This is a genomic window from Paenibacillus sp. RC73, from assembly GCF_044908085.1.
Classification (GTDB): Bacteria; Bacillota; Bacilli; order Paenibacillales; family Paenibacillaceae; genus Paenibacillus; species Paenibacillus terrae_A.
In genome coordinates this window covers 78721-97522 of record NZ_JBIYCV010000004.1, presented here as the reverse complement: position 1 = coordinate 97522, position 18802 = coordinate 78721, and the positions used below count along the sequence as shown (strand labels likewise).

The window sequence follows — 18802 nt, the reverse complement described above, 5'->3', positions numbered from 1 at the left end:
GAAGCTGATATAATCGAATGGAATGGAGTTGATGACATGGCTAAAAAAAGAAATTCGTCTTCCCCCGCTCCTGCGGCTCAGGACAAACCTGCAACGTTAAAGGATCTGTTGAGTCAGGACGTGCTGAATAAGCTCAAAGCTCAGGCCAATGAAGCCCAGGCAGAGCAAGATAAACGTAAGGAAGACGAACGGCAGCGTGCCCTCGAAGCAAGAAAAGCAGAACAGAAGAAGCTGGACAACAACTTCGAGCATCTGCTGAATAACAGCAATTTGGACTGGCACAAATATAAATAAGCCAAAACCATCCCGGTTTTGGCTTATCTCCACGCTTGATTATTTTATAGCCAGTCACGGATGTGTTGTACCGAGTACAGCACCCCTACCCAAACCGGCAGACTGAACGCCATCCCCCATATGAGACCTTTAGCCAGCTTTTTGTCTACCTCCACCATGATCCTGCCCCTTTCCTTGGGAATAGCAGCAGTATGGGTCAAGAATACGGTATTCAAACCCGTATTTCCTAATCCCAACAAAAAAAGGTATGATAGAAAACGGAAAAGTGCTCTGCGCTGCCCCAAACTATAATTTAGGATTTTACACATCTAATCTTTCAGGAGGAATACAAATGATCCGAAAAAAGATACGTCCCTGGTATATGCTTTGCCTGCTGGCTACCATGCTCGTGCTGGTTGCCGGATGTGGCACAAAAGCGACAGATGTAGAAGCCGCAAGCCGGACAAGCAGTACAACCCCTGCCGCGACTAAAGACAAAAGTAAACCTGTTTCCCATCCTGTCGTCACGATTGTCATGAACGACGGTAAAAAGATCAAACTTGAGCTGTACCCGGAAGTAGCACCGAACACCGTTAACAATTTCATTTCCCTGGTGCAAAAGGGCGCTTACAACGGTACGATCTTCCATCGTGTCATCCCCGGCTTCATGATTCAGGGCGGTGACCCGCAGGGTAACGGTACAGGCGGCCCCGGCTACAGCATCAAAGGCGAGTTCAAGAGCAACGGTGTCAACAATACGCTCAAGCACACGCGCGGCGTACTATCCATGGCCCGCTCAGCAGATCTGAATTCAGCCGGATCGCAATTTTTCATCATGGTTGCCGATGCGGATTACCTTGACGGTCAATACGCTGCTTTCGGCAAAGTAACGTCTGGATTAGACGTGGTAGATGCCATCGTGAACTCCAAGCGTGACAGCAATGATAAACCCATCAAACCAGCTACGATGAAAAAAGTAACCGTGGACACGCTGGGTAAGAAATATCCGGCTCCAGTCAAAGTGAAGTAAGATTATATCGGCCCTGTGCGTATGCATGGGGTCGTTTTGCATGTTCTACAAAGATGTTTATCGTGTTCCACAGTAATGTTTACTTGGCTGCTGCCTCTGTGATGTAGTAAGAGTATATACACAAAAGGAAGCGTTTTCAATCATTATTTTTAAGGCTTTTTCACCAATAAGGGCCTGTCAGCGTTCGACAAAAAAAGCACTGAAAGAGATACTGTATGAGCAGTATAAGCCGTCTAATTGGGTTTGGTTTCTACCGAACGAATACCTTCCATCTCCTGAAGTAGTGACAGCAGTTCCTCCGTTCCCTCTGACCGAGACAGCTTTAAAACCATATGAATAATCAACTGCTCGCCGTTATTGATACGCTCGGTGTGAAAGCTGTGAATAGTCAGCTTCTTGTGCTCCAGCAGTTCTTTAATCCGATTCAGTACGCCCGGCTCATTTTCGACCTGGACAATCACTTGCCGCGTAGACGGAGTAGCAAGCTGATAGAACCGGCTATGGAACAAGGACTGTGCTGCCAAAATAAAAAGGGTTACCCCTGCGCCAAGCCCGTACATACCAGCACCCACGGCAATACCAATCCCGGCGGTAGTCCAAATGCCTGCGGCAGTGGTCAGTCCTTTGATTCTATTTTTTTGTGTGAAAATCATCCCTGCGCCGATAAATCCGACTCCGCTAATGACCTGTGCTGCTATTCGGGAAGGGTCCAGCGACAGGTTAGACCAAGCTGTTTGATCCTGAAAACCGTATTTGGATACCACCATCATGAGCGACGCGCCGATACCGACAATGAAATGCGTGCGAATGCCCGCCTCCTTCATCCGACTTTTGCGTTCATAGCCGATTAACGCGCCGCACAAGCCGGCGAACATGACCCGAATCAGATAATCCCAATCCCACATACTCTTTTCACTCCACTACATTTTATTTCTCGAACAGATGTCGTACCTTGTTATTACCCCAATTTTAAGGAACTGGCACTTCATGCTCCGGCAGATTGCGGTGTGCCTTCCTTCCCTTGAGCAGCCATAGCTTCGGTGTATCCTGTACCCCTTCAAGTCTCAAACTGAACGCCCTCGGCGGCAAATTACGTATACGTAGCAGCAGACGGTTACCGTCTGCCGCTGCGTCCACAAGCTCTAATGGCCTCAGTGAATCGTTCCTGCCTGTGCGAATCAGATCGCCCGTGGCATCAGCCGCACTCTCCCGGCTCCAGACACGCAGCTCATTCACAGACGGCGTGGCAATCCGCTTGCTGAAAGAAACGACCACCTCATCATCTGCGGTCGATCTTTCCGCACAAAGCGGGATGGGCGGCTCATCGTACATATAGCCGCCCAGATGGTATTCGTAGGCGGTCCAGGCGTCATAACCGCCCTCCAGGGCGGTAGCCCCGAACTGCCGGGTCCATTCGCGGTCCCGAACCATACTCGCGAGTGAACCGATATCCGCCTGCACCCCGAGGGGCAGATTCGGATAAGCGGCGCGTATCCCCTGCGCTATGCGGGCGTAGCCGCCAATATAATGCGGCGGCAGGCGACGACGCATCCAGTCCGGCCAATGGGTCTGGAGCACATGCATATCCGGGGCTACGCACCCGATCATCGCTACTGCGTCCAGCCCCTGCCATTCCCGTAGCTGGCCGGGCACATCGCCGCGCCCGTTCACGGCCAGCGACCACGTCGCTACGCAGATGTCCGGCCGGACATCACGCACGCCGCCTGCGCCGTTCACCAGCTCGCCGATCAGCGCGTTCACGGCGTCCACGCGCAGATCGACCCACTGCGCGTACAGCTCCGGGACCTTCCGGTAGTAATTCCGCGTATGCTTGTCGCGGAAATCCGGAATGTCCTCACCGCTGCGCTCGCGGAAGGCCCGCCGGGCATGCGGGCCAATATCCCCGTACACTCCACTGCGCAGCCCGTTCCATTCGGGAAAATAAGGCTCTGCCACCTCGAACCCGTCAAACGGAATGTCGGTGACCAGCCGGGCAGCGGCTTTCTTTTTCCACTCTACGTATTCCTGTGCAAAATGCGAAAGCCGCTGAAACCCGTCATTCGGTTCGCGCAGCAGTTCCATGCGCCATCCCTTCCACTCTGGCGGCAGCTGTGACACACCGAAGGAACCATTGCCAAGCACCATCGCCCATACCGCGATTTCCCTGCGTTGAAAGGCCGCAACGAGCGCTCCATCTACTTCATTTTCACGCACAACAAAATAATGAACGGTCCGGTAGCCTGCAAGGGCGATTTCATCGGCTATACTGTCCAGCGAACGGTTGGCGTAATAGGGAAACAACGGATCTATTTGAATACTGGGGCCGCTCAGCGCCCATGGCTTTATTTTTCCGGTCAAAGTTATAGATCCTGTTGATTGTGTCCCGTCATTACCGTTATAGCTCAATTGGTTCCACCTCCGTTACCCGTCTCTTCGCTATATGCTCCTGCTGGTTCGCCTATGCTACCATACTTCGCAAATTTGTGAAATGCAGACTTACAGACGGAAATGCAGCACATACTGCTTCACCGTCAGCAATCAGGATATTGGAATAAAGAGTCAGATTAGCTTATGAGCGGATGAGGAGGAAATTACTGATCCCTCAGCGCAGTGTTTTCTCTGTGCTATGGTCTTCCCCAAGACGTTCAGCTCTGTGCACAGCTCCTTTGCGAAAGCGGGCATATAGCCTGCCTCCAGGCAGCACCTCGAACAGTAACATCGTAAGAGAAAAGAATAAGAGCGCAATGACCTCTTCTGCCAAAATATACAGCGGATATGGTCCCAAAACATCCAATATCGACGGTGTTGACGGCTTTCCGGCAAGAAACATATAGTTTGCTCCGAGTACATTATCTACGAGCCAAACGATCAGCGCCAAGCCATTGAGGAAAAGCATTGCTCCCCCAACGCCCTTCCACGTCGGTTTCAGTCCTTCGATCCATGTCATGTACAAGGCAGCCCATATAATGGCACTATGAGCCACAAAAAAATGAATAAAACGATAGTGCGGAAAAACGTATGCCAAATTAGGCGTGAGTACCGCTTGAAGCGCTCCTCCAATTCCGGCAAAAAGTATGATCGGATACAGCCAGCGGCTACGGAAAATCAGCATCAGAATCGACAGCAGCAGCGTCACACTGCACAGCTCCAGCGGCAATGATGTCTGAGCATCCCAAATGTGCTGCGTCACATACCATATATTCAGAGTTACCTCTGACAGAATGAGTATGGTAACCAGGAGCCAGCGAATCCCCTCACTTAACAGCTTATGCGACTGAATCAGGCCCCGAGTCAGCCAAAGCAGTAAAGCACATAAAATAAGCCCTAGTACAGCCAGCCAATGTGACGAAGTAAAAGCCTCGAATCCTTCCGGTGCAGCAGCATCGAACCAGAACCAGGACCATGACCACGGCTTGTCCATCAAAAGCCCCCTTCTATCTTTTTTCTCTTTCTTGCTTGTTCGACACCTTAGCCTTTATGATAAAAGATATCATATTCAAAGGAGACCTCTCATGCCCATTAATCGCCGTTTGATCACAGATCAGGACTTCACCGAGGCGTTGGAACGACATCTTCGTGTCCGCATTTTTCAGAATGACCAGTTGATTGGTTCGGGCGGAGTCATTATCCGTTTTGACGATCAAACTATAGTCGTGCAATCCAGTGTCAGTGATCTGGCCTACCATCCCAGAAAGCAATGTGAGTTTTTTGAAATAAAAAAATAATCGCTACACACCGGAGAACCATCTTGCTTCGTTTTCCGGTATATAGCGGTTACATTTGCATGTTCTGACACGTTACGTTCTACAGCTGCATTCCACGAGTTTTCATCATGAGCTTGTTCGTAAGCACTTTCAAGTCCTCGGAAGAAGACGAAATTTCCTGCATAATAGCTGTTTCCTCATGAGCGGCTGTATAAATCTTGTGCGCACCTTCCGAGAAGGCTCCTGACATTTGCTGAATACGATTGATCTGCTCGAAGGTTTGATCTACCCGATTCGTTTGCTCTGTCACAGCTTCTTCCATTAAGCGAATACCTTCAACAAATTCACGCACAATCGAGTTCAAACGACTCAACGTCTGATCCACCGAGCTTGTCCGTTCCGCTTCAGCACTGACCAGTGATGTTTGCTGGTGCATTAATTGTACCGTTTCCACAATTTGCGACTGCACACGGCTAACGATGGCATTGATTTGCTGCACCGATTCCGTGCTTTGTGAAGCCAACGCGCGAATCTGGTGAGCGACTACGGCAAACCCGTTACCTTCTTCTCCGGCACGTGCGGCTTCAATGGAGGCGTTCAGCGCCAGCAAATGAGTTTGTTCCGCGATATCCTTGACGGTGCTTGTAATCGCTTCAATTTGTGAAGCTTCCTTTTCCAGTCGTGCAATGACCTGCTGCGAACGACTATGCGAAGCAGTCAGCTCCCCCATTCCCTCCATCAGGGATGAAAAAACCGTCTGCGTCGAATCGACCGAATGCTCCATGTGGCCTGACAGTTCCAGCATATGGCCCGATTTGCTGCGCATCATTTTAAAATCGCCCAACATTCGATCCGCTGTTTCAATAGATTGGACAGACGCATCCTTTTGCTGCTCTACGCCTTCCAATATATCCTCCACCACCGAAGTCATGGATTCAATCTGTGCCGTAGCCTGTACAATAGCCGAACTAAGGTTTTCCGCATTTTGTGAAGTCGCTCTTGAGCTATACGATATCTCGTTAAACATATCCTTGATGTTTAGCATCATACGCCGGAATGCATCATAGAGCACCTTGATTTCATCATCTGAACGACGCTCAGGAATGACTACGGACAGATTCCCTGTCGAGGCTTCCTCTGCCGCCTTTGCCAGTCTAACAATCGGACGTGTGAGGAGTTTGGAGATCAACCACCCCAAAATGCCACTCCACAGAACGCCCATTAACAGAATGATTGAGATATACAACCATTCCTGCGTACCTTGAGCAAGCCAGTCCTTGAGTACAAAAATAAAAAAAGCGCTTGTTCCATAGGTGATTGCAGAAATAGCGACAAATGCAGCAACCATTTTCGTACCTAGTGACATTTTCATGTAATGTAGCCCACCCCAAAAAACTCAAATTTGATTCCATTTTACCATATAATTGCTACATTTCTAGTGGTGTTTTTCACAGACAACCTTATTTATGAGCATAAAGATAGAGAGACTTTAGGCCCTCCACCTTAACAGCCAAAAATAACATGTAACAGGCATCAGCGTACATTAAAAAATGGACGGACCGCACTTCTGCTTGCTTTTCAGGCCATTCGTCACCTATTAAACCATTGATTTCAGGCACTCAACCATTCCACCATTCGGAATTATTGTCATTTTCCTGTTCACCAGCTGTTTTTTTGACTGCTTCAATTGTGTCTATTTGGTGACTGTTTTTTTCCAGTACGGTAAACTCCCATGAGCCTATGGTCATACTCTCTCCCTGTCGGATATCAAAATGCTCTGAAAGCATCCATCCGCCAATCGTATATACGTCTCTGGCCTCAATATCCGTCTCCAAACGCCGATTGACTTCATGAATGAGCGCTTGCGATTTGAGTATGTAACGATGATCGTCTGTTTTTGTAATGAGAGGAGTTAGTGCCGCAGGCGTTTCGGTATCGGTATAGGAAGGAATGTCCCCTACAATCTCCTCCATAATATCCTCCAGTGTGACCAATCCGGATGTGCCGCCATATTCGTCCACCAGCACCGCTACGGGAATACGCCGCTTTTGCATCTGAATCAGCAGGTCCCGGGCCTGAATGGTTTCAATCACCTGAAGCACCGGATGAATATAGGAAGCCATCGTGGTATTCCCTGTGCTGTGCCCTCGGGCCAAATCATGCAGCGCTTCCTTCACTCGGATCATCCCGATAATACGATCCCGATCCCCGTTTTCGGCTACAGGCAGAAAGTTATAGACCTTGTCCTCAATCAGCTCCATAAACTCTGCTACCGTTGCCAGATGAGAAATGGAGCGGATGTGAATACGTGGTACCATAATCTCTTGCGCCGCGCGGTCGTCAAAATCAAATACATTGTTCAGGTAGCGATATTCTGTCGGAGTAATTTCACCACTGCGGTATCCTTCGGATAATGCCAAACGCAGCTCTGCCTCACTGAGAGCCGCATCTTCCTCGGAAACCTTTTTCAGCCCGAACAGTCCCGTAATAACACGCGAGGAACGGCTGAGTACCCAGTTCAGCGGATACGTCATTTTATAGAAGATCGTAATGGGACGGGCAAAAAACAAAGCCATCGGCTCCGCAATCTGTATAGCGAATGTTTTGGGCACCAGTTCCCCGATAACCACCTCGAAATACGTCAAAATCAGAAAAGCCAGCAAAAAGGATAATACTCCCGTGAGTCCGGCAGGAATATGTGCCAGCACAAACAGCGGATGCAGCAGCTTTTCAACCGTAGATTCCCCGAGCCAGCCTAACGCCATCGAGGTTAACGTGGTCCCTAGCTGACAAGCAGATAAATACTCGTCCAGCCGGGACAAAATATTTTTGACAGCTTTGGCATTTTTATTCCCTTCGGATGCAAGCTGATTGATACGGGATACCCGTACGCGAATAATGGAATACTCGGATGCAACGAAAAAAGCAGTTAACGTAATCAGTAAAATGACCAGGATAATATTCACAGTTTCCACAGCCCTCTCTTGCCCCGCCATACGAAGCAAGAAGCCCCCTTATGGCGTTCATTTTTGGATGGACAGATCCTTATAAGTCATTATGTCCATAATCGTGTATTACCCAAAAATGATAAGGAGTAGACTATGGTTGACCAAGTTAGCGAATCGCCAGCGGACTCTTTTGTACGATATCTATCCATTGATCAGCTATCAACTGGTGCCCAACCGCTGTCGGATGAACTCCGTCATGCAGCCAATAGGAGGCGTCCGCCTTGGTAGCTGCCTCGTTCAGCACGCTTTGGAGCGGCACAAATACGGCCCCAAATTCGTCCGCAAGCTGACGCACAAGACGCTGGTAGCCCGTTATTTTTTCCTGCCAAATGTCCCATCGTGCCTCGGTAGCTCCTGTTTTCAAAATAAACGGCTCACACAGCACCAGCCCGGTATCAGGCAGTACTTCACGCGTTTCCTCCAAAATGTGGCGATAGGCTCGCTCAAATCGGTCCGTCACCCCGGACGGCTCCTGCTCCACGATCCGCCAGGCATCGTTCACTCCGATCAGAATACTGAGCAGGTCCGGCTTCAGGCTAAACGTGTCCTCATTCCAGCGTGCATACAAATCCGAAACCCGATCCCCCGAAATCCCCCGGTTCACAAATTCTGGCTGCGTAGCAGTCAAACGGCTCCCCAGTGCACCTGCGATCAGATACACATAGCTCTGACCCAGCCAATGGTTCGCGTCCTCATTCCGTCCTCTTCCTCCATCTGTTATGGAATCACCCTGAAAAAGAATACGTGTGCGTCCTGTATTAGTGCTGCTAGTCATATTCCACATTCCCTCCTTAACCTTTTCCAATAATATCCTTATCATACCTCGTATTCCCCAAATTAGAAAGCGGTTTCAAAACTTGAGAGAATTGTAGATTTGCCATACACTCTTAGGCTGGCTTGTCGTAATGATACGGGCTAGATTGTATAAGCGTACCTATATGTTTTGGAGCCGATGATTAATCAGAAGCAGTAGCCACTCTTGCTCACCAGGAATCCCCTCTCGTAACCTGGCAGCCGCTACAGGTAATATCCAGCTATTCATGCTATCAGCTTTTATATTGGAGCTTCTGCAATATTCATTCAGGTAAGCTCTGTTTAGTATTCTTTTAAATAGACACAATAAAGGCTCCATCGTTCTTGGTGTCCCTGGTGGATTAAACGGAGAAAGCAACATTAATGAGGTTCTTGCTACATCGCACATCGGGTCTCCTATACTTGCGTTTGTCCAATCAATTGCGATTGATTGATGATTCGTCATTAAGATATTGTCGGGGTGAAAATCACCATGACAAACCCAATTACCAGTTGGTAAAGTGTCCATAAATTCACAAATCAGCTTTGTTTTCTCTCCCAATAATTCTTTGGAGTCATTTATTGCTTGCTCCAATCTGTCTTTTTGGCGAGGAAGCTTGGTCGTTGAACAGCGATGAATGCTCCAATGAAGCCAAGCCATTTCTCTTGCATATCTCAAAATTCTATACGGAGAGCTTTGTATCATAGCAAGCATAGATACTCCCGGAATTCGTTCGTAAAGCAGTCCATGTCGCCCCCCTTCTTCCAACATCTCGTAGACACTTGGCGCAGGTACCCCGGCTTCCTTTACGGCTGCGCTAATCTCGGCTTCAAATCGTACCCATTCAGGTTGATAGTTATCGTAATAGAGCTTTAAAACCTGCTGATCGCCCCATTCATAAACCTCAGCACTCATGCCTTTTCCTATCATGGCGCCTTTGTTCAATGTGATCCCTCCATCCGCATTGGTTGCACCTGTCACAATCCCATCCTATACCGCGCGGTACTTGCACACCTCCCGAAAATTACAGCCTCCACACGCTCTGCGGGATGGCATCGGCGTGAAGAAGGACTCGGGCTTCGGCCGATTATAATAATCATCATCGAGACAGGACTTCATTTCCTCGATGTATCGCCCGACATTGCCAACCACCTTGTCGATATCCTCCTGCGCAGGATGGTACACTTCATGCTCTCCGGTCATCAAATATTCCACACGTACCTCGATCTTCTCCAAGGGAAGCTGGTAATGCTCCTGAACATAGGAAGCATACAAAAATAACTGGTCGGAGAAGTCGCCTTCCTTGCCTGTCTTCCAATCTACGATAACCATGTCTCCATTACCTCTGCGGTAGAGCAAATCCATTTTGACATACACCTTGGTCTCATGAAGCAACATCGTATCCCACTTTTCCACCTCGACGATTCGCGCCTCACCCTGCTGCAATTCACGCCAAACCGCAGTCCGGTACAGATTGTGTACCACCGCATGCTGTCGCTCCTTAATCCGGGCAATTCGTTCCGGCAGCACTTCGTCATCATAATAAATTTCAGCGAGCATGATGCGATTTTTGGGGTCTTGCAGCCATAGCTCACGTTGTTGCAGCGATTCCTTGTAACTGTCATTCAGCATGTTCTTCATCGTTGTCTCCAGATACGCCGGACGTGGAACAGCGCCTTTTTCCACCCAACCACGTATGACCGATTCACACATTTGATGCGTAATATTCCCAAATAAAATATATAAGTTGCTCAGCTGCTTGAGCCGATACAACGTAACCTGCTCTTCACTGCCCTGTGCAGGGTTCCAGCCGTTATGCGAGCCGTAATAATGGTAATAGTATTTGCGTAGGCATTCATCGAACGTTTGGGCCCTCGATTGCGAATAGGACCAGGACGGGTACATAGCCATGAATAGGCCCTCCTTCGTTAAAACTTCCATGCTCTATTATACCGCAAGCCTGGACTGCATCGTCCAAAAAGAACGAAGACTTTAACCCAGAGGTTAAAGCCTTCAACGGTCTAGTATAGTCAATTCGCAATAACTCCTGAGATCCGTCCAACTCTGGCTTCATTTTCAATCCTTCGTTGCCGCATGAATCAAATCACTTACATTAACGGCACCCTGCTCACGGACGTTGACAACGAGTACCGGAGTTCCCAGCATTCCGCTGATCCACGTCTTATAATCGTCAACACAATCATTGGGAAGAATCGTCAAGATGACTCCAGCAAATCCACCACCATGTACCCTGCATGCGCTGTCATCTATTGATTGCAAAAACATTTCCGTTAATGCAAGCGCGACAGATACGTCCTGTTCCCGGTCAATCCCACTTCTATATACGTTTTGAAGCCATTTCCATGAAGAATTACCGGATTCGGTGACGAGCCTCAAGAAATCAGAAAAACGTCCCTCCTCCAGCGATTTCACCTGTTCATCGACACGTCTATTTTCTTCAAAAAAATGCAACGCACGCAGCACTGCACGATCTCCTGCTTTTTCCCTGACCATTTTGAGGTTGGCATACAGATCCTCCGGCGATAAGTCACGGCAAACAGAAGCACCTAAGGACTGAGCCACTGCACGCATTTCGTTGGGCACCGCCGCGTAATCGTCCGTTAAATCAGCATGATCTCCGCCTGTATTGACGATAACCAGGGAATATCCGTTTTCTTGAAAATTCCAATGAACTGGATTTATGATCGGTTCCTTGGGGTTTACAAAATCAATGGCAACCAATCCTCCATATGCGCAAGCCATTTGGTCAAGCAGTCCCGACGGCTTGTTCCAGTAGCCATTTTCGGCGTACTGGCCGATTTTGGATTTGGCGACAGCATCCAACGCTCCCTCATTATAAAAATGACTGATTATCGTACATATCAACATTTCAAATGAAGCAGAAGAGCTTAGTCCTGAAGCAGAGAACACATTGCTTGATATATAAGCCCGGAATCCTCCGATGCGATAGCCGAATTTGAGCAAGCCGGCCGCAATACCGCGGACCAGAAGCATCGTACCGTCATCCTCTGGTCGTGGTGACAAGTCATTTAAATCAATGACATATTTCGTTTTGTAGCCTTCGGAAAAGAACGTAATTACAGACTCCTCCACTTTAGCAGCTACAGCGATGGTATCAAGTGTAATACTGCCTGCCAGCACCTTCCCGTGATTGTGGTCTGTATGATTCCCCCCAATTTCGCATCTTCCCGGAGCACTAAACCATTCAATATCCCCGACGCCAAAGTGCTCCCGGTACGCCTGTAGAAGTGATTGATATCGCGTCGTTTGCTCTGCAACCTGCTGTTGACCGTACATTCGAGCAAGTACAATTTGTCCCTCACTAGAATTCAACAGTTCCATATCTTTCATCGTTATTTCCCCCTAGTAGGTAATTTCCACCGTGGCGCCTGGCCGCAAATATATATATGGCGCAACAACAATATAATTATCTCAATTTTCCCTGTGCAAAAATAGGGTACTATTTTAATCTGTAATCGCTTATTTAAATCGTTTCTGTGAGAATGCTTCCTTATTTTACGATAGATTAGATTCGTAAGGATATGCAAAAAAAAGAACCGACCCTTGAACGGGCCGGTTCCTGTGTCTATACCTGCATATTCCATGCACCAGCGGTGCAGTTGGACACAGATATGTAGAATGTCTTTTTAGTCACGTTTCAATACATACTCACCATTACTGTTACGGGTTACTGTAGCACCCAATGCTTCGGCAACCGATTTGAAAGGAACATACAGCGTACCATATTCATCCGTATATGGAGCTTGTGGCAGCGTTAATGTGCTTCCTTCCAGTTCAGCCTGTTTGGAGCCGCTTTTCAGCTTGATGGTCTTACCTGTAATATCATCCACAACTGTAATTTGCTTGGCAGCTGCATCCCATTTTAATTCGGAACCCAGTTCGTACGTCAGCTCACGCAGTGGAATGAAGGCCGTACCTTTACGATTCACCAGCACATAGTAATCGTCTTTAGGATCGAAAGTGGTTTCAACTTTTGTAATTTCCAAATCATTTTTTAAAATATTGTAGATCGGAGAGTTCGCATCAAAATTGCGAAGTGTCGCTCCTGGTGTTAATTCAGCTTGTTTATTCAGGTCGATTACACCATTGGAGATATCTACCTTGTCGGCTGTTACACTACCGTTTACGTTCCAGGATTGAGTTTCCGTAACAATCGAGAAGGACTTCACTGGAAGACTATCTACTTCTGGCAAAGCAACCGTCAGGTCTGACACTGATTTGCGAACATTTCCTTTTTCATCAAAATACATATCGGTTTTCAGAACCGAATTGGAACTCAGAACCGTTTTAATTTCAGGAGACTGTGCATATAAAGTGCTTACGCCTACATCATATTGAGCAACGGCCAGATCCAAATACTTTTTAACCTCGGTATAAGCCTCATTGACCAGTTTTTCCTTGTTCGTGTTCAGTTGGCTTGTGACTTGATCAGCACCATCAACATTCATGCTGGAAGCGATATTTTTAGTAAAATCAATCGCTTGCCCGATCAGTTCTTTCAAGCCTGCCTCGTCCTTGGCCAGATTGGTCAGGAACGGTTTTACCAATGTTACCAGCTCATCCCCACGAAGCTCCGCATGCAAGCGGGTCAGCTTCACTTTATCCTTCTCACCGTATACTTCCTCGGTTACAGACGTTGCAGAGATGGTCGAAGGGTTAGGAGCATGCTTGAGTACAAGTGCTGCGGCTGTTTTCGTCAGATCTCTTACATCTTTGGAGTATACATAAGGATCAAATCCGGCAGGCAGACCGCTCAAACTCTCCTGTGAGTTCAAAGATATGTAATAAGGTTTTTTGGCACCTTCCAGTTGAATAGCCACACCTTGACGGTCCAAAGCAATTTCAAACGGCAAATTATACTTGTCGATGTGCAATGTGCCCTTGGCGGAAGCGAGTTCCTCCGATTGTACCTTGGCCTCATCCACTGTTACGGAAATGGAATTGATTAAATCAACAATTTCCTGATCTCCTTGTGTAATGCCTGCTTTTGGAGTCAATTTAAGAGATATCTTCTCCGTTGACTGCTGGGATTTCACATCAAGTGTGCCCAAAAGATTTTTACTTACATCAAATCCGCCTACTGCCTGGCAACCCGTCAAAGCTACCATTAGCAGAATAAGAGGGACGGCAATCCATTTTTTTATATTCATATTAATCCCCTTTCAAAGATATTTCCGTTATCTCTTCTATTATCTCAGTGTTGACACGCATTGTAAATGAGTAGATTGAAAAATAGAAGTAGTCATTTAGGATCATTTTTCGGCCTGTAGCATCCGGTGAGCCAGCAATGCCATCTCCAGACAACGACGTTTATCCGGGTCTGCCAGATTTCCTCCTATGATCTCGTTAATTTTGTCCAGCCGATTGTAGAGAGTTTGCCTGTGAATGTACAGGATTCCGGCAGTATCGCGCTTGGAGCCATAGCATCGAAAATAAGCATCCAGCGTATCCAGAAGCTGCATATGGTGCTCACGGTCATGCGAAATCAGCCCGCCCAAATGATCCTGTACAAACTCTTGTAAAAAAGGAGTGCGGGGCACGGCCTTCAACAACTGATAGATTCCGATACTGTCGTAAAAAAATCGATCTCTCATGGCCGGAACGCTTCGCGCCACTTCAATAACCTGATAAGCCTCTTCAAAGCTACGGCCTGCTCCGGTCATCTGGTACCTCACTTTGCCGAAACCTGCATGAATGCGCACCTTGTCAAGCTGCCCAGCAGCATAGTTCTGAATATATTGCACGGTATGGGCAAGCACTTTCTTCATTTGTGCCCCGGAACGCAGAGTCAATTCCTCCTTGGCGCAAAGAATGTAGCACTGGTTACCCTTCATCATGAGCAGATTGTGCAGCGTCTCCTTTTTCAGCAAAGAACGGAGCAATACCAATATATCCTGGTTAATGGACTCCTTGCGCACCTGACTGGCTTCCTTATCCTGATGCTCCACCTCAATAACCCCGGCCCAAAATAAATACTGTCCCTTGGACAGCAGACGCAGCCCCATCCGGGTCTGAGCCTGTTCCTCGCTGGGAAGCTGTCCGTTCAGCACATCCTGAATCAGTTCATTCTGGTTGCGTAGCAAGCGGTCTTCGAGGAACTGGGTTCTCAGCACCAGCGTAGCGGCTGCCTTGGCTGTGTAGTCAAGCAGCAGTGACAGTTCTTCCGTCGGCGTTTCGCCATGCAGCACCAGACCTACTGCGGAAAACACCTGCCCGAAGCAGACAACCGGCTGAAACAAGACGGCGGTGGATTCATTGAGATGAAACAGCAAGTGACCCTCCCGGTCAGACGTCATGCTGGATTCTACCTCATTGGCATAGAAATTCGCAATGCGGTCAGCCACATCAGGCTGGATAGAAGGCACGAACCGATTGGTATCAATGGAAGACATGTAGATGACCTGTCGGGCGGCATAATCATGAAGTACCCGTAAAAGGGCACTCATATCCGTGCTGCGCAGCGTCTCCTGCTGAAGCTGGCGCGAGAAGCGCTCCAGATCTTTCAGCAGTTCATGGTGGCGGTTAATAAGCAGGGAATGAATATCTTGCGTGATTTCAACAAAGCGTACCGGCTGTTCAAATACGATGACCGGAAAATGATGCCGTTCCGCCAGCTCCAGGATTTCCGGCGGAATCTCATGGATGCTCGTACCCAGCTCCACGCACAGTCCTGCGGCTTCGGAACGGATCAGCTGCTCCATATACTCAGCGCGTTCCTCCCCTTCCCGGGTCAGCCACAGGCCAGTCGTCAAAATCAGGTCATGACGGCTCACAAAGGGGGTTACGTTTGTGATTTCCAGCACATGGACCCAGCCGACCCGGTGACTCGTGCCCTGCTCCCCGGCCGCCAGCTTGGCCCGCCGGAATACCGGACGTTCCAGCACATCCGCAATGGTAAAGGTTTTTTTACCGTTCATCGGGATTCTCCTTATGTATATGTCTTTATGTCATTTTATATGACACCTATTCATCAAAAAGTCGAGCCTTGAAGTCAGATAATCCGACAAAATGTATGATGTCAAGGAGCTTTCCCACTTGTAAACTGTACCTAATCTAACATGAATTGCATTTGTCGGCTTGAGTCCATTTAACTAATTGGCAGGCTGCACAAAAATGATAATGCAATTTTTGAATCCGTTTGGTGCAGAAACATTGCAACACAGAAACACAGCAGCACTGCAACAAAGCAGCGCAGCTGCCCTGAAGAACAATTATTTGCCGTTGGATAACAATTATTTTCAGGAGAGGTGAACAAAGTGAACATTGGAATTCCGAAAGAGATTAAAAACAATGAAAATCGTGTCTCCTTGACACCTGCTGGTGCAGCTCAGATGATCCAGCACGGACATCACGTGTTTGTGGAAAGTCATGCAGGGGTTGAAAGTGGCTTTACAGATGGAGATTATGCCACGGCGGGTGCAACGATTGTACAGCACGCAGCGGATGTGTGGTCTCAGGCGGATCTGATTATCAAGGTGAAGGAGCCGTTGTCCTCAGAATACGGATATTTCCGAAAAGGGCTGATTTTGTTCACCTATCTTCATCTGGCTGCTGAGCCGGCACTGGCCCGGGCGCTGACGGACAATGGCGTAACTGCTATCTCCTATGAAACATTAGATGTCGGGGGAAGCCTTCCACTGCTCACCCCCATGAGCGAGGTCGCAGGCCGAATGGCTGTGCAAATCGGGGCACAATTGCTGGAAAAACCGAAGGGCGGCAAAGGCATTCTGCTGGCAGGCGTGCCGGGAGTCAAGCGCGGCAAAGTGACTATTATTGGCGGCGGGGTCGTCGGCACGAACGCTGCGAAGGTCGCCATCGGCCTCGGCGCGGACGTGACGCTGATCGATCTGAGCCTGCATCGGCTGCGCCAGCTGGACGATATTTTCGGCAACCAGCTTCATACGCTGGTGTCCACACCATCCAACATTGCCGAAGCCGTAGCGCAGAGCGATTTGCTGATCGGTGCTGTCCTGATCACTGGAGCCAAAGCCCCTCGTCTCGTAACGGAGGCTATGGTGCAGACGATGCAGCCCGGTTCTGTGATTGTGGATGTCGCTATCGACCAGGGAGGTATTGTCGAGACGATTGACCACATCACGACACATGATCAGCCAACCTATGTGAAGCATGGCGTCATTCACTATGCCGTAGCGAACATGCCGGGCGCAGTGCCGCAAACCTCGACGCTTGCTTTGACGAATGCGACGCTTCCCTTCGCCCTCCAGCTTGCAGATCAGGGGGTTCAGGAAGCCCTTCGCAGAAGCAAGCCATTGCTCAGCGGCACGAATGTCCTGAACGGTCATATCACCTACGAGGCGGTAGCCCGTGATCTGGGTTATCCTTACGTTCCGGTGGATCAGGCGTGGCAGACAAAAGCCTTAAAATAGAGTCGCGGTAGCTCAAAGAACCACACGTTCTTCCCCTCGGGGCATGACCATGTGGTTCTTTTTCTTCTAGCTGAATCCATTATTCTCGCTGCATATCAGACGATTTCTGCTGTCAGAAACGTCTGGAGACGGCGGTAAATATCTGTGATCTCTTCCAGTGACATGCGAACCAGTCCGCTGGACGAAGGGGCTACAAACTCATACATCTCGGGGATCAGCGGCTCGGGCTGGAATCCCCAATCTGCTTTGGATTTTTTACTGTATTCGGTATATACACCTTTGCCAACAAAGCAGGCAATCTTGGGACGGTATTCCTTTAGCTTGGCATACAGCTTCAGACGTCCTTCGGCGTATTCCTCGCGTGCAATGTCCTCCACTCCCCTCGTGGGCCTGGAAACAATGTTCGTAAACCCGTAGCCAAGCTTGAGCAGCTCCCGATCCTCTGATGGATCGTACAGGCGAGGGGTCAAACCCGCTCCCTCCAGTATGCGCCAAAAACGGTTGCGCGGGTTCGCATAATGATGCCCCACTTCTCCTGACTTCAAGCTGGGATTGAAGCCGATGAATACGACAGATAATCCGTAATCCAAATGATCATCTACCTCATGCAGCTCTGTCTTGGTTCCTGTTTCTCTCTCTTCCATGGCGCCCCTCCCTCAAACGATATCCAGCGGCTGCTTCTGCGTAGGCGGCGGAAAAGCTTCATCTATTTGTTGCAGTTGTTCAGGAGTGAGCCGGATATTCGCTGCCGCTGCATTTTCCCGTACATGTGATTCCTGTACCGCCTTCGGGATTGCCCAGATATCGCCATCTCGTATGACCCATGCGAGTGCAATCTGGGATGGCGTTACCCGGTGACTGGCAGCGATGTCCTCCATGACGGGATGTTCCAACAGCCCCCGCCGTAGACGTCCGCCTTGTGCAATCGGGCAATACGCCATCACAGGCACACCATGTGTACGGCTCCAAGGAAGCAGATCATATTCAATCCCCCGCGAAGCCGCATGATATAGCACTTGGTTAACCGCGCAGGTATCGCCTCCAGTCAGGCTCCACAGCTCCTCCATGTCGGACTTGTCCAGATTGGACACGCCCCAGTTGCGGATTTTGCCCTGCTCACGCAGTTTTTCCATGCCTTGTATCGTCTCTTCCAGCGGGATATTCCCTCGCCAATGCAACAAATACATGTCCATGTACTCCATTCCCATGCGGGTCAGGCTCGCTTCGCACGCTTGAGCCAGCCCTTGGCGGTCTGCATGATGAGGGTAAGCCTTGCTGACGAGATACACCTCGTCCCGACGGCCCCGAATGGCCTCCCCGACGATCTCTTCTGCACCGCCCTCAGCATACATTTCAGCCGTATCGACCAACGTCATGCCCAGATCCAAGCCAAGTTGAAGCGCACGCACTTCCTCTTGCCGAAACGAAGCTTTTTCACCCATATGCCATGTACCCTGTCCGATCAGTGGCACCTCACGGCCATCAGCCCATGTGATTGCACTTTTCTTCTGTTGGCTCATGTGTTCTCCCTCCTTACTATATCTGCTCAGGACTTATCTGCTAAG

At 49.0% G+C, this 18802-nt stretch carries 18 protein-coding genes; 4 read left to right on the top strand and 14 right to left on the bottom strand.

What is annotated here, in order from left to right; all coding sequences use genetic code 11:
- Window positions 1–36: 36 nt before the first annotated feature.
- The gene (locus tag ABH897_RS10340; protein ID WP_014280142.1) at window positions 37–294 is read left to right on the top strand and encodes a YqkE family protein; all 258 of its coding nucleotides are present in this window, start codon (window positions 37–39) and stop codon (window positions 292–294) included.
- Between the two features lie 44 nt (window positions 295–338).
- Here ABH897_RS10340 and ABH897_RS10335 read toward each other — a convergent pair whose 3' ends face one another.
- Window positions 339–509: a hypothetical protein gene (locus tag ABH897_RS10335; RefSeq protein WP_200893490.1), complete on the bottom strand. Its 171-nt coding sequence runs from the start codon at window positions 507–509 to the stop codon at window positions 339–341.
- 116 nt (window positions 510–625) lie between these two features.
- On the opposite strand from ABH897_RS10335, the gene ABH897_RS10330 reads away from it, so the two are divergent.
- Entirely contained in the window at window positions 626–1303 is a 678-nt protein-coding gene (locus ABH897_RS10330) for a peptidylprolyl isomerase (RefSeq protein WP_404520384.1), read from the top strand.
- A 233-nt stretch (window positions 1304–1536) separates the two neighbouring features.
- On the opposite strand, the gene ABH897_RS10325 is transcribed toward ABH897_RS10330, so the two are convergent.
- The 3 genes from ABH897_RS10325 to ABH897_RS10315 all read right to left on the bottom strand — a co-directional run bounded on the left by ABH897_RS10325 (window position 1537) and on the right by ABH897_RS10315 (window position 4724).
- Window positions 1537–2208 carry an MgtC/SapB family protein gene (locus ABH897_RS10325; RefSeq protein WP_404591847.1) on the bottom strand — a complete coding sequence of 224 codons (672 nt, stop codon included), beginning with the start codon at window positions 2206–2208 and terminating at the stop codon, window positions 1537–1539.
- A 64-nt stretch (window positions 2209–2272) separates the two neighbouring features.
- Window positions 2273–3709, bottom strand: coding sequence for an N-acyl-D-glucosamine 2-epimerase (locus tag ABH897_RS10320; RefSeq protein ID WP_404591845.1), 1437 nt, complete (start codon window positions 3707–3709; stop codon window positions 2273–2275).
- A 196-nt stretch (window positions 3710–3905) separates the two neighbouring features.
- Window positions 3906–4724 (bottom strand): YwaF family protein, encoded by an 819-nt coding sequence (locus ABH897_RS10315; protein WP_404580719.1) that lies wholly within the window; start codon window positions 4722–4724, stop codon window positions 3906–3908.
- A 91-nt stretch (window positions 4725–4815) separates the two neighbouring features.
- On the opposite strand from ABH897_RS10315, the gene ABH897_RS10310 reads away from it, so the two are divergent.
- Window positions 4816–5028 carry a hypothetical protein gene (locus ABH897_RS10310; protein WP_283654860.1) on the top strand — a complete coding sequence of 71 codons (213 nt, stop codon included), beginning with the start codon at window positions 4816–4818 and terminating at the stop codon, window positions 5026–5028.
- A gap of 79 nt (window positions 5029–5107) precedes the next feature.
- Here the strand turns inward: ABH897_RS10310 and ABH897_RS10305 are convergent, their stop codons facing one another.
- From ABH897_RS10305 to ABH897_RS10270, 8 genes are all read right to left on the bottom strand, one after another.
- Window positions 5108–6379, bottom strand: coding sequence for a methyl-accepting chemotaxis protein (locus tag ABH897_RS10305; RefSeq protein WP_283654859.1), 1272 nt, complete (start codon window positions 6377–6379; stop codon window positions 5108–5110).
- A 247-nt stretch (window positions 6380–6626) separates the two neighbouring features.
- Window positions 6627–7982 (bottom strand): hemolysin family protein, encoded by a 1356-nt coding sequence (locus ABH897_RS10300; protein WP_283656207.1) that lies wholly within the window; start codon window positions 7980–7982, stop codon window positions 6627–6629.
- 139 nt (window positions 7983–8121) lie between these two features.
- On the bottom strand, window positions 8122–8835 hold the full coding sequence (locus ABH897_RS10295; RefSeq protein WP_283654858.1) for an SGNH/GDSL hydrolase family protein: 714 nt from the start codon (window positions 8833–8835) through the stop codon (window positions 8122–8124).
- A 114-nt stretch (window positions 8836–8949) separates the two neighbouring features.
- Window positions 8950–9753 carry a phosphotransferase family protein gene (locus ABH897_RS10290; protein ID WP_283654857.1) on the bottom strand — a complete coding sequence of 268 codons (804 nt, stop codon included), beginning with the start codon at window positions 9751–9753 and terminating at the stop codon, window positions 8950–8952.
- 45 nt (window positions 9754–9798) lie between these two features.
- Entirely contained in the window at window positions 9799–10719 is a 921-nt protein-coding gene (locus tag ABH897_RS10285) for a PD-(D/E)XK nuclease family protein (RefSeq protein ID WP_283654856.1), read from the bottom strand.
- A 165-nt stretch (window positions 10720–10884) separates the two neighbouring features.
- On the bottom strand, window positions 10885–12180 hold the full coding sequence (locus tag ABH897_RS10280; protein WP_404591843.1) for a galactokinase: 1296 nt from the start codon (window positions 12178–12180) through the stop codon (window positions 10885–10887).
- Between the two features lie 296 nt (window positions 12181–12476).
- Window positions 12477–14000 (bottom strand): copper amine oxidase N-terminal domain-containing protein, encoded by a 1524-nt coding sequence (locus ABH897_RS10275; protein WP_404591841.1) that lies wholly within the window; start codon window positions 13998–14000, stop codon window positions 12477–12479.
- A 102-nt stretch (window positions 14001–14102) separates the two neighbouring features.
- Window positions 14103–15767, bottom strand: a complete 1665-nt coding sequence (locus ABH897_RS10270) for a PucR family transcriptional regulator (protein WP_404591839.1) — start codon at window positions 15765–15767, stop codon at window positions 14103–14105.
- 339 nt (window positions 15768–16106) lie between these two features.
- Here ABH897_RS10270 and ald point away from each other — a divergent pair, with 339 nt between their 5' ends.
- Window positions 16107–17237: an alanine dehydrogenase gene (gene ald, locus ABH897_RS10265; RefSeq protein ID WP_283654852.1), complete on the top strand. Its 1131-nt coding sequence runs from the start codon at window positions 16107–16109 to the stop codon at window positions 17235–17237.
- Window positions 17238–17332: 95 nt separating this feature from the next.
- Here the strand turns inward: ald and ABH897_RS10260 are convergent, their stop codons facing one another.
- Together ABH897_RS10260 and ABH897_RS10255 are read right to left on the bottom strand one after the other, a co-directional pair.
- Complete coding sequence (locus ABH897_RS10260) at window positions 17333–17881, bottom strand: mismatch-specific DNA-glycosylase (RefSeq protein WP_283654851.1); 549 nt, start codon at window positions 17879–17881, stop codon at window positions 17333–17335.
- A 12-nt stretch (window positions 17882–17893) separates the two neighbouring features.
- A complete protein-coding gene (locus ABH897_RS10255) occupies window positions 17894–18757 on the bottom strand; it encodes an aldo/keto reductase (protein WP_283654850.1) in 864 nt (287 codons plus the stop codon).
- Between the last annotated feature and the right edge of the window lie 45 nt (window positions 18758–18802).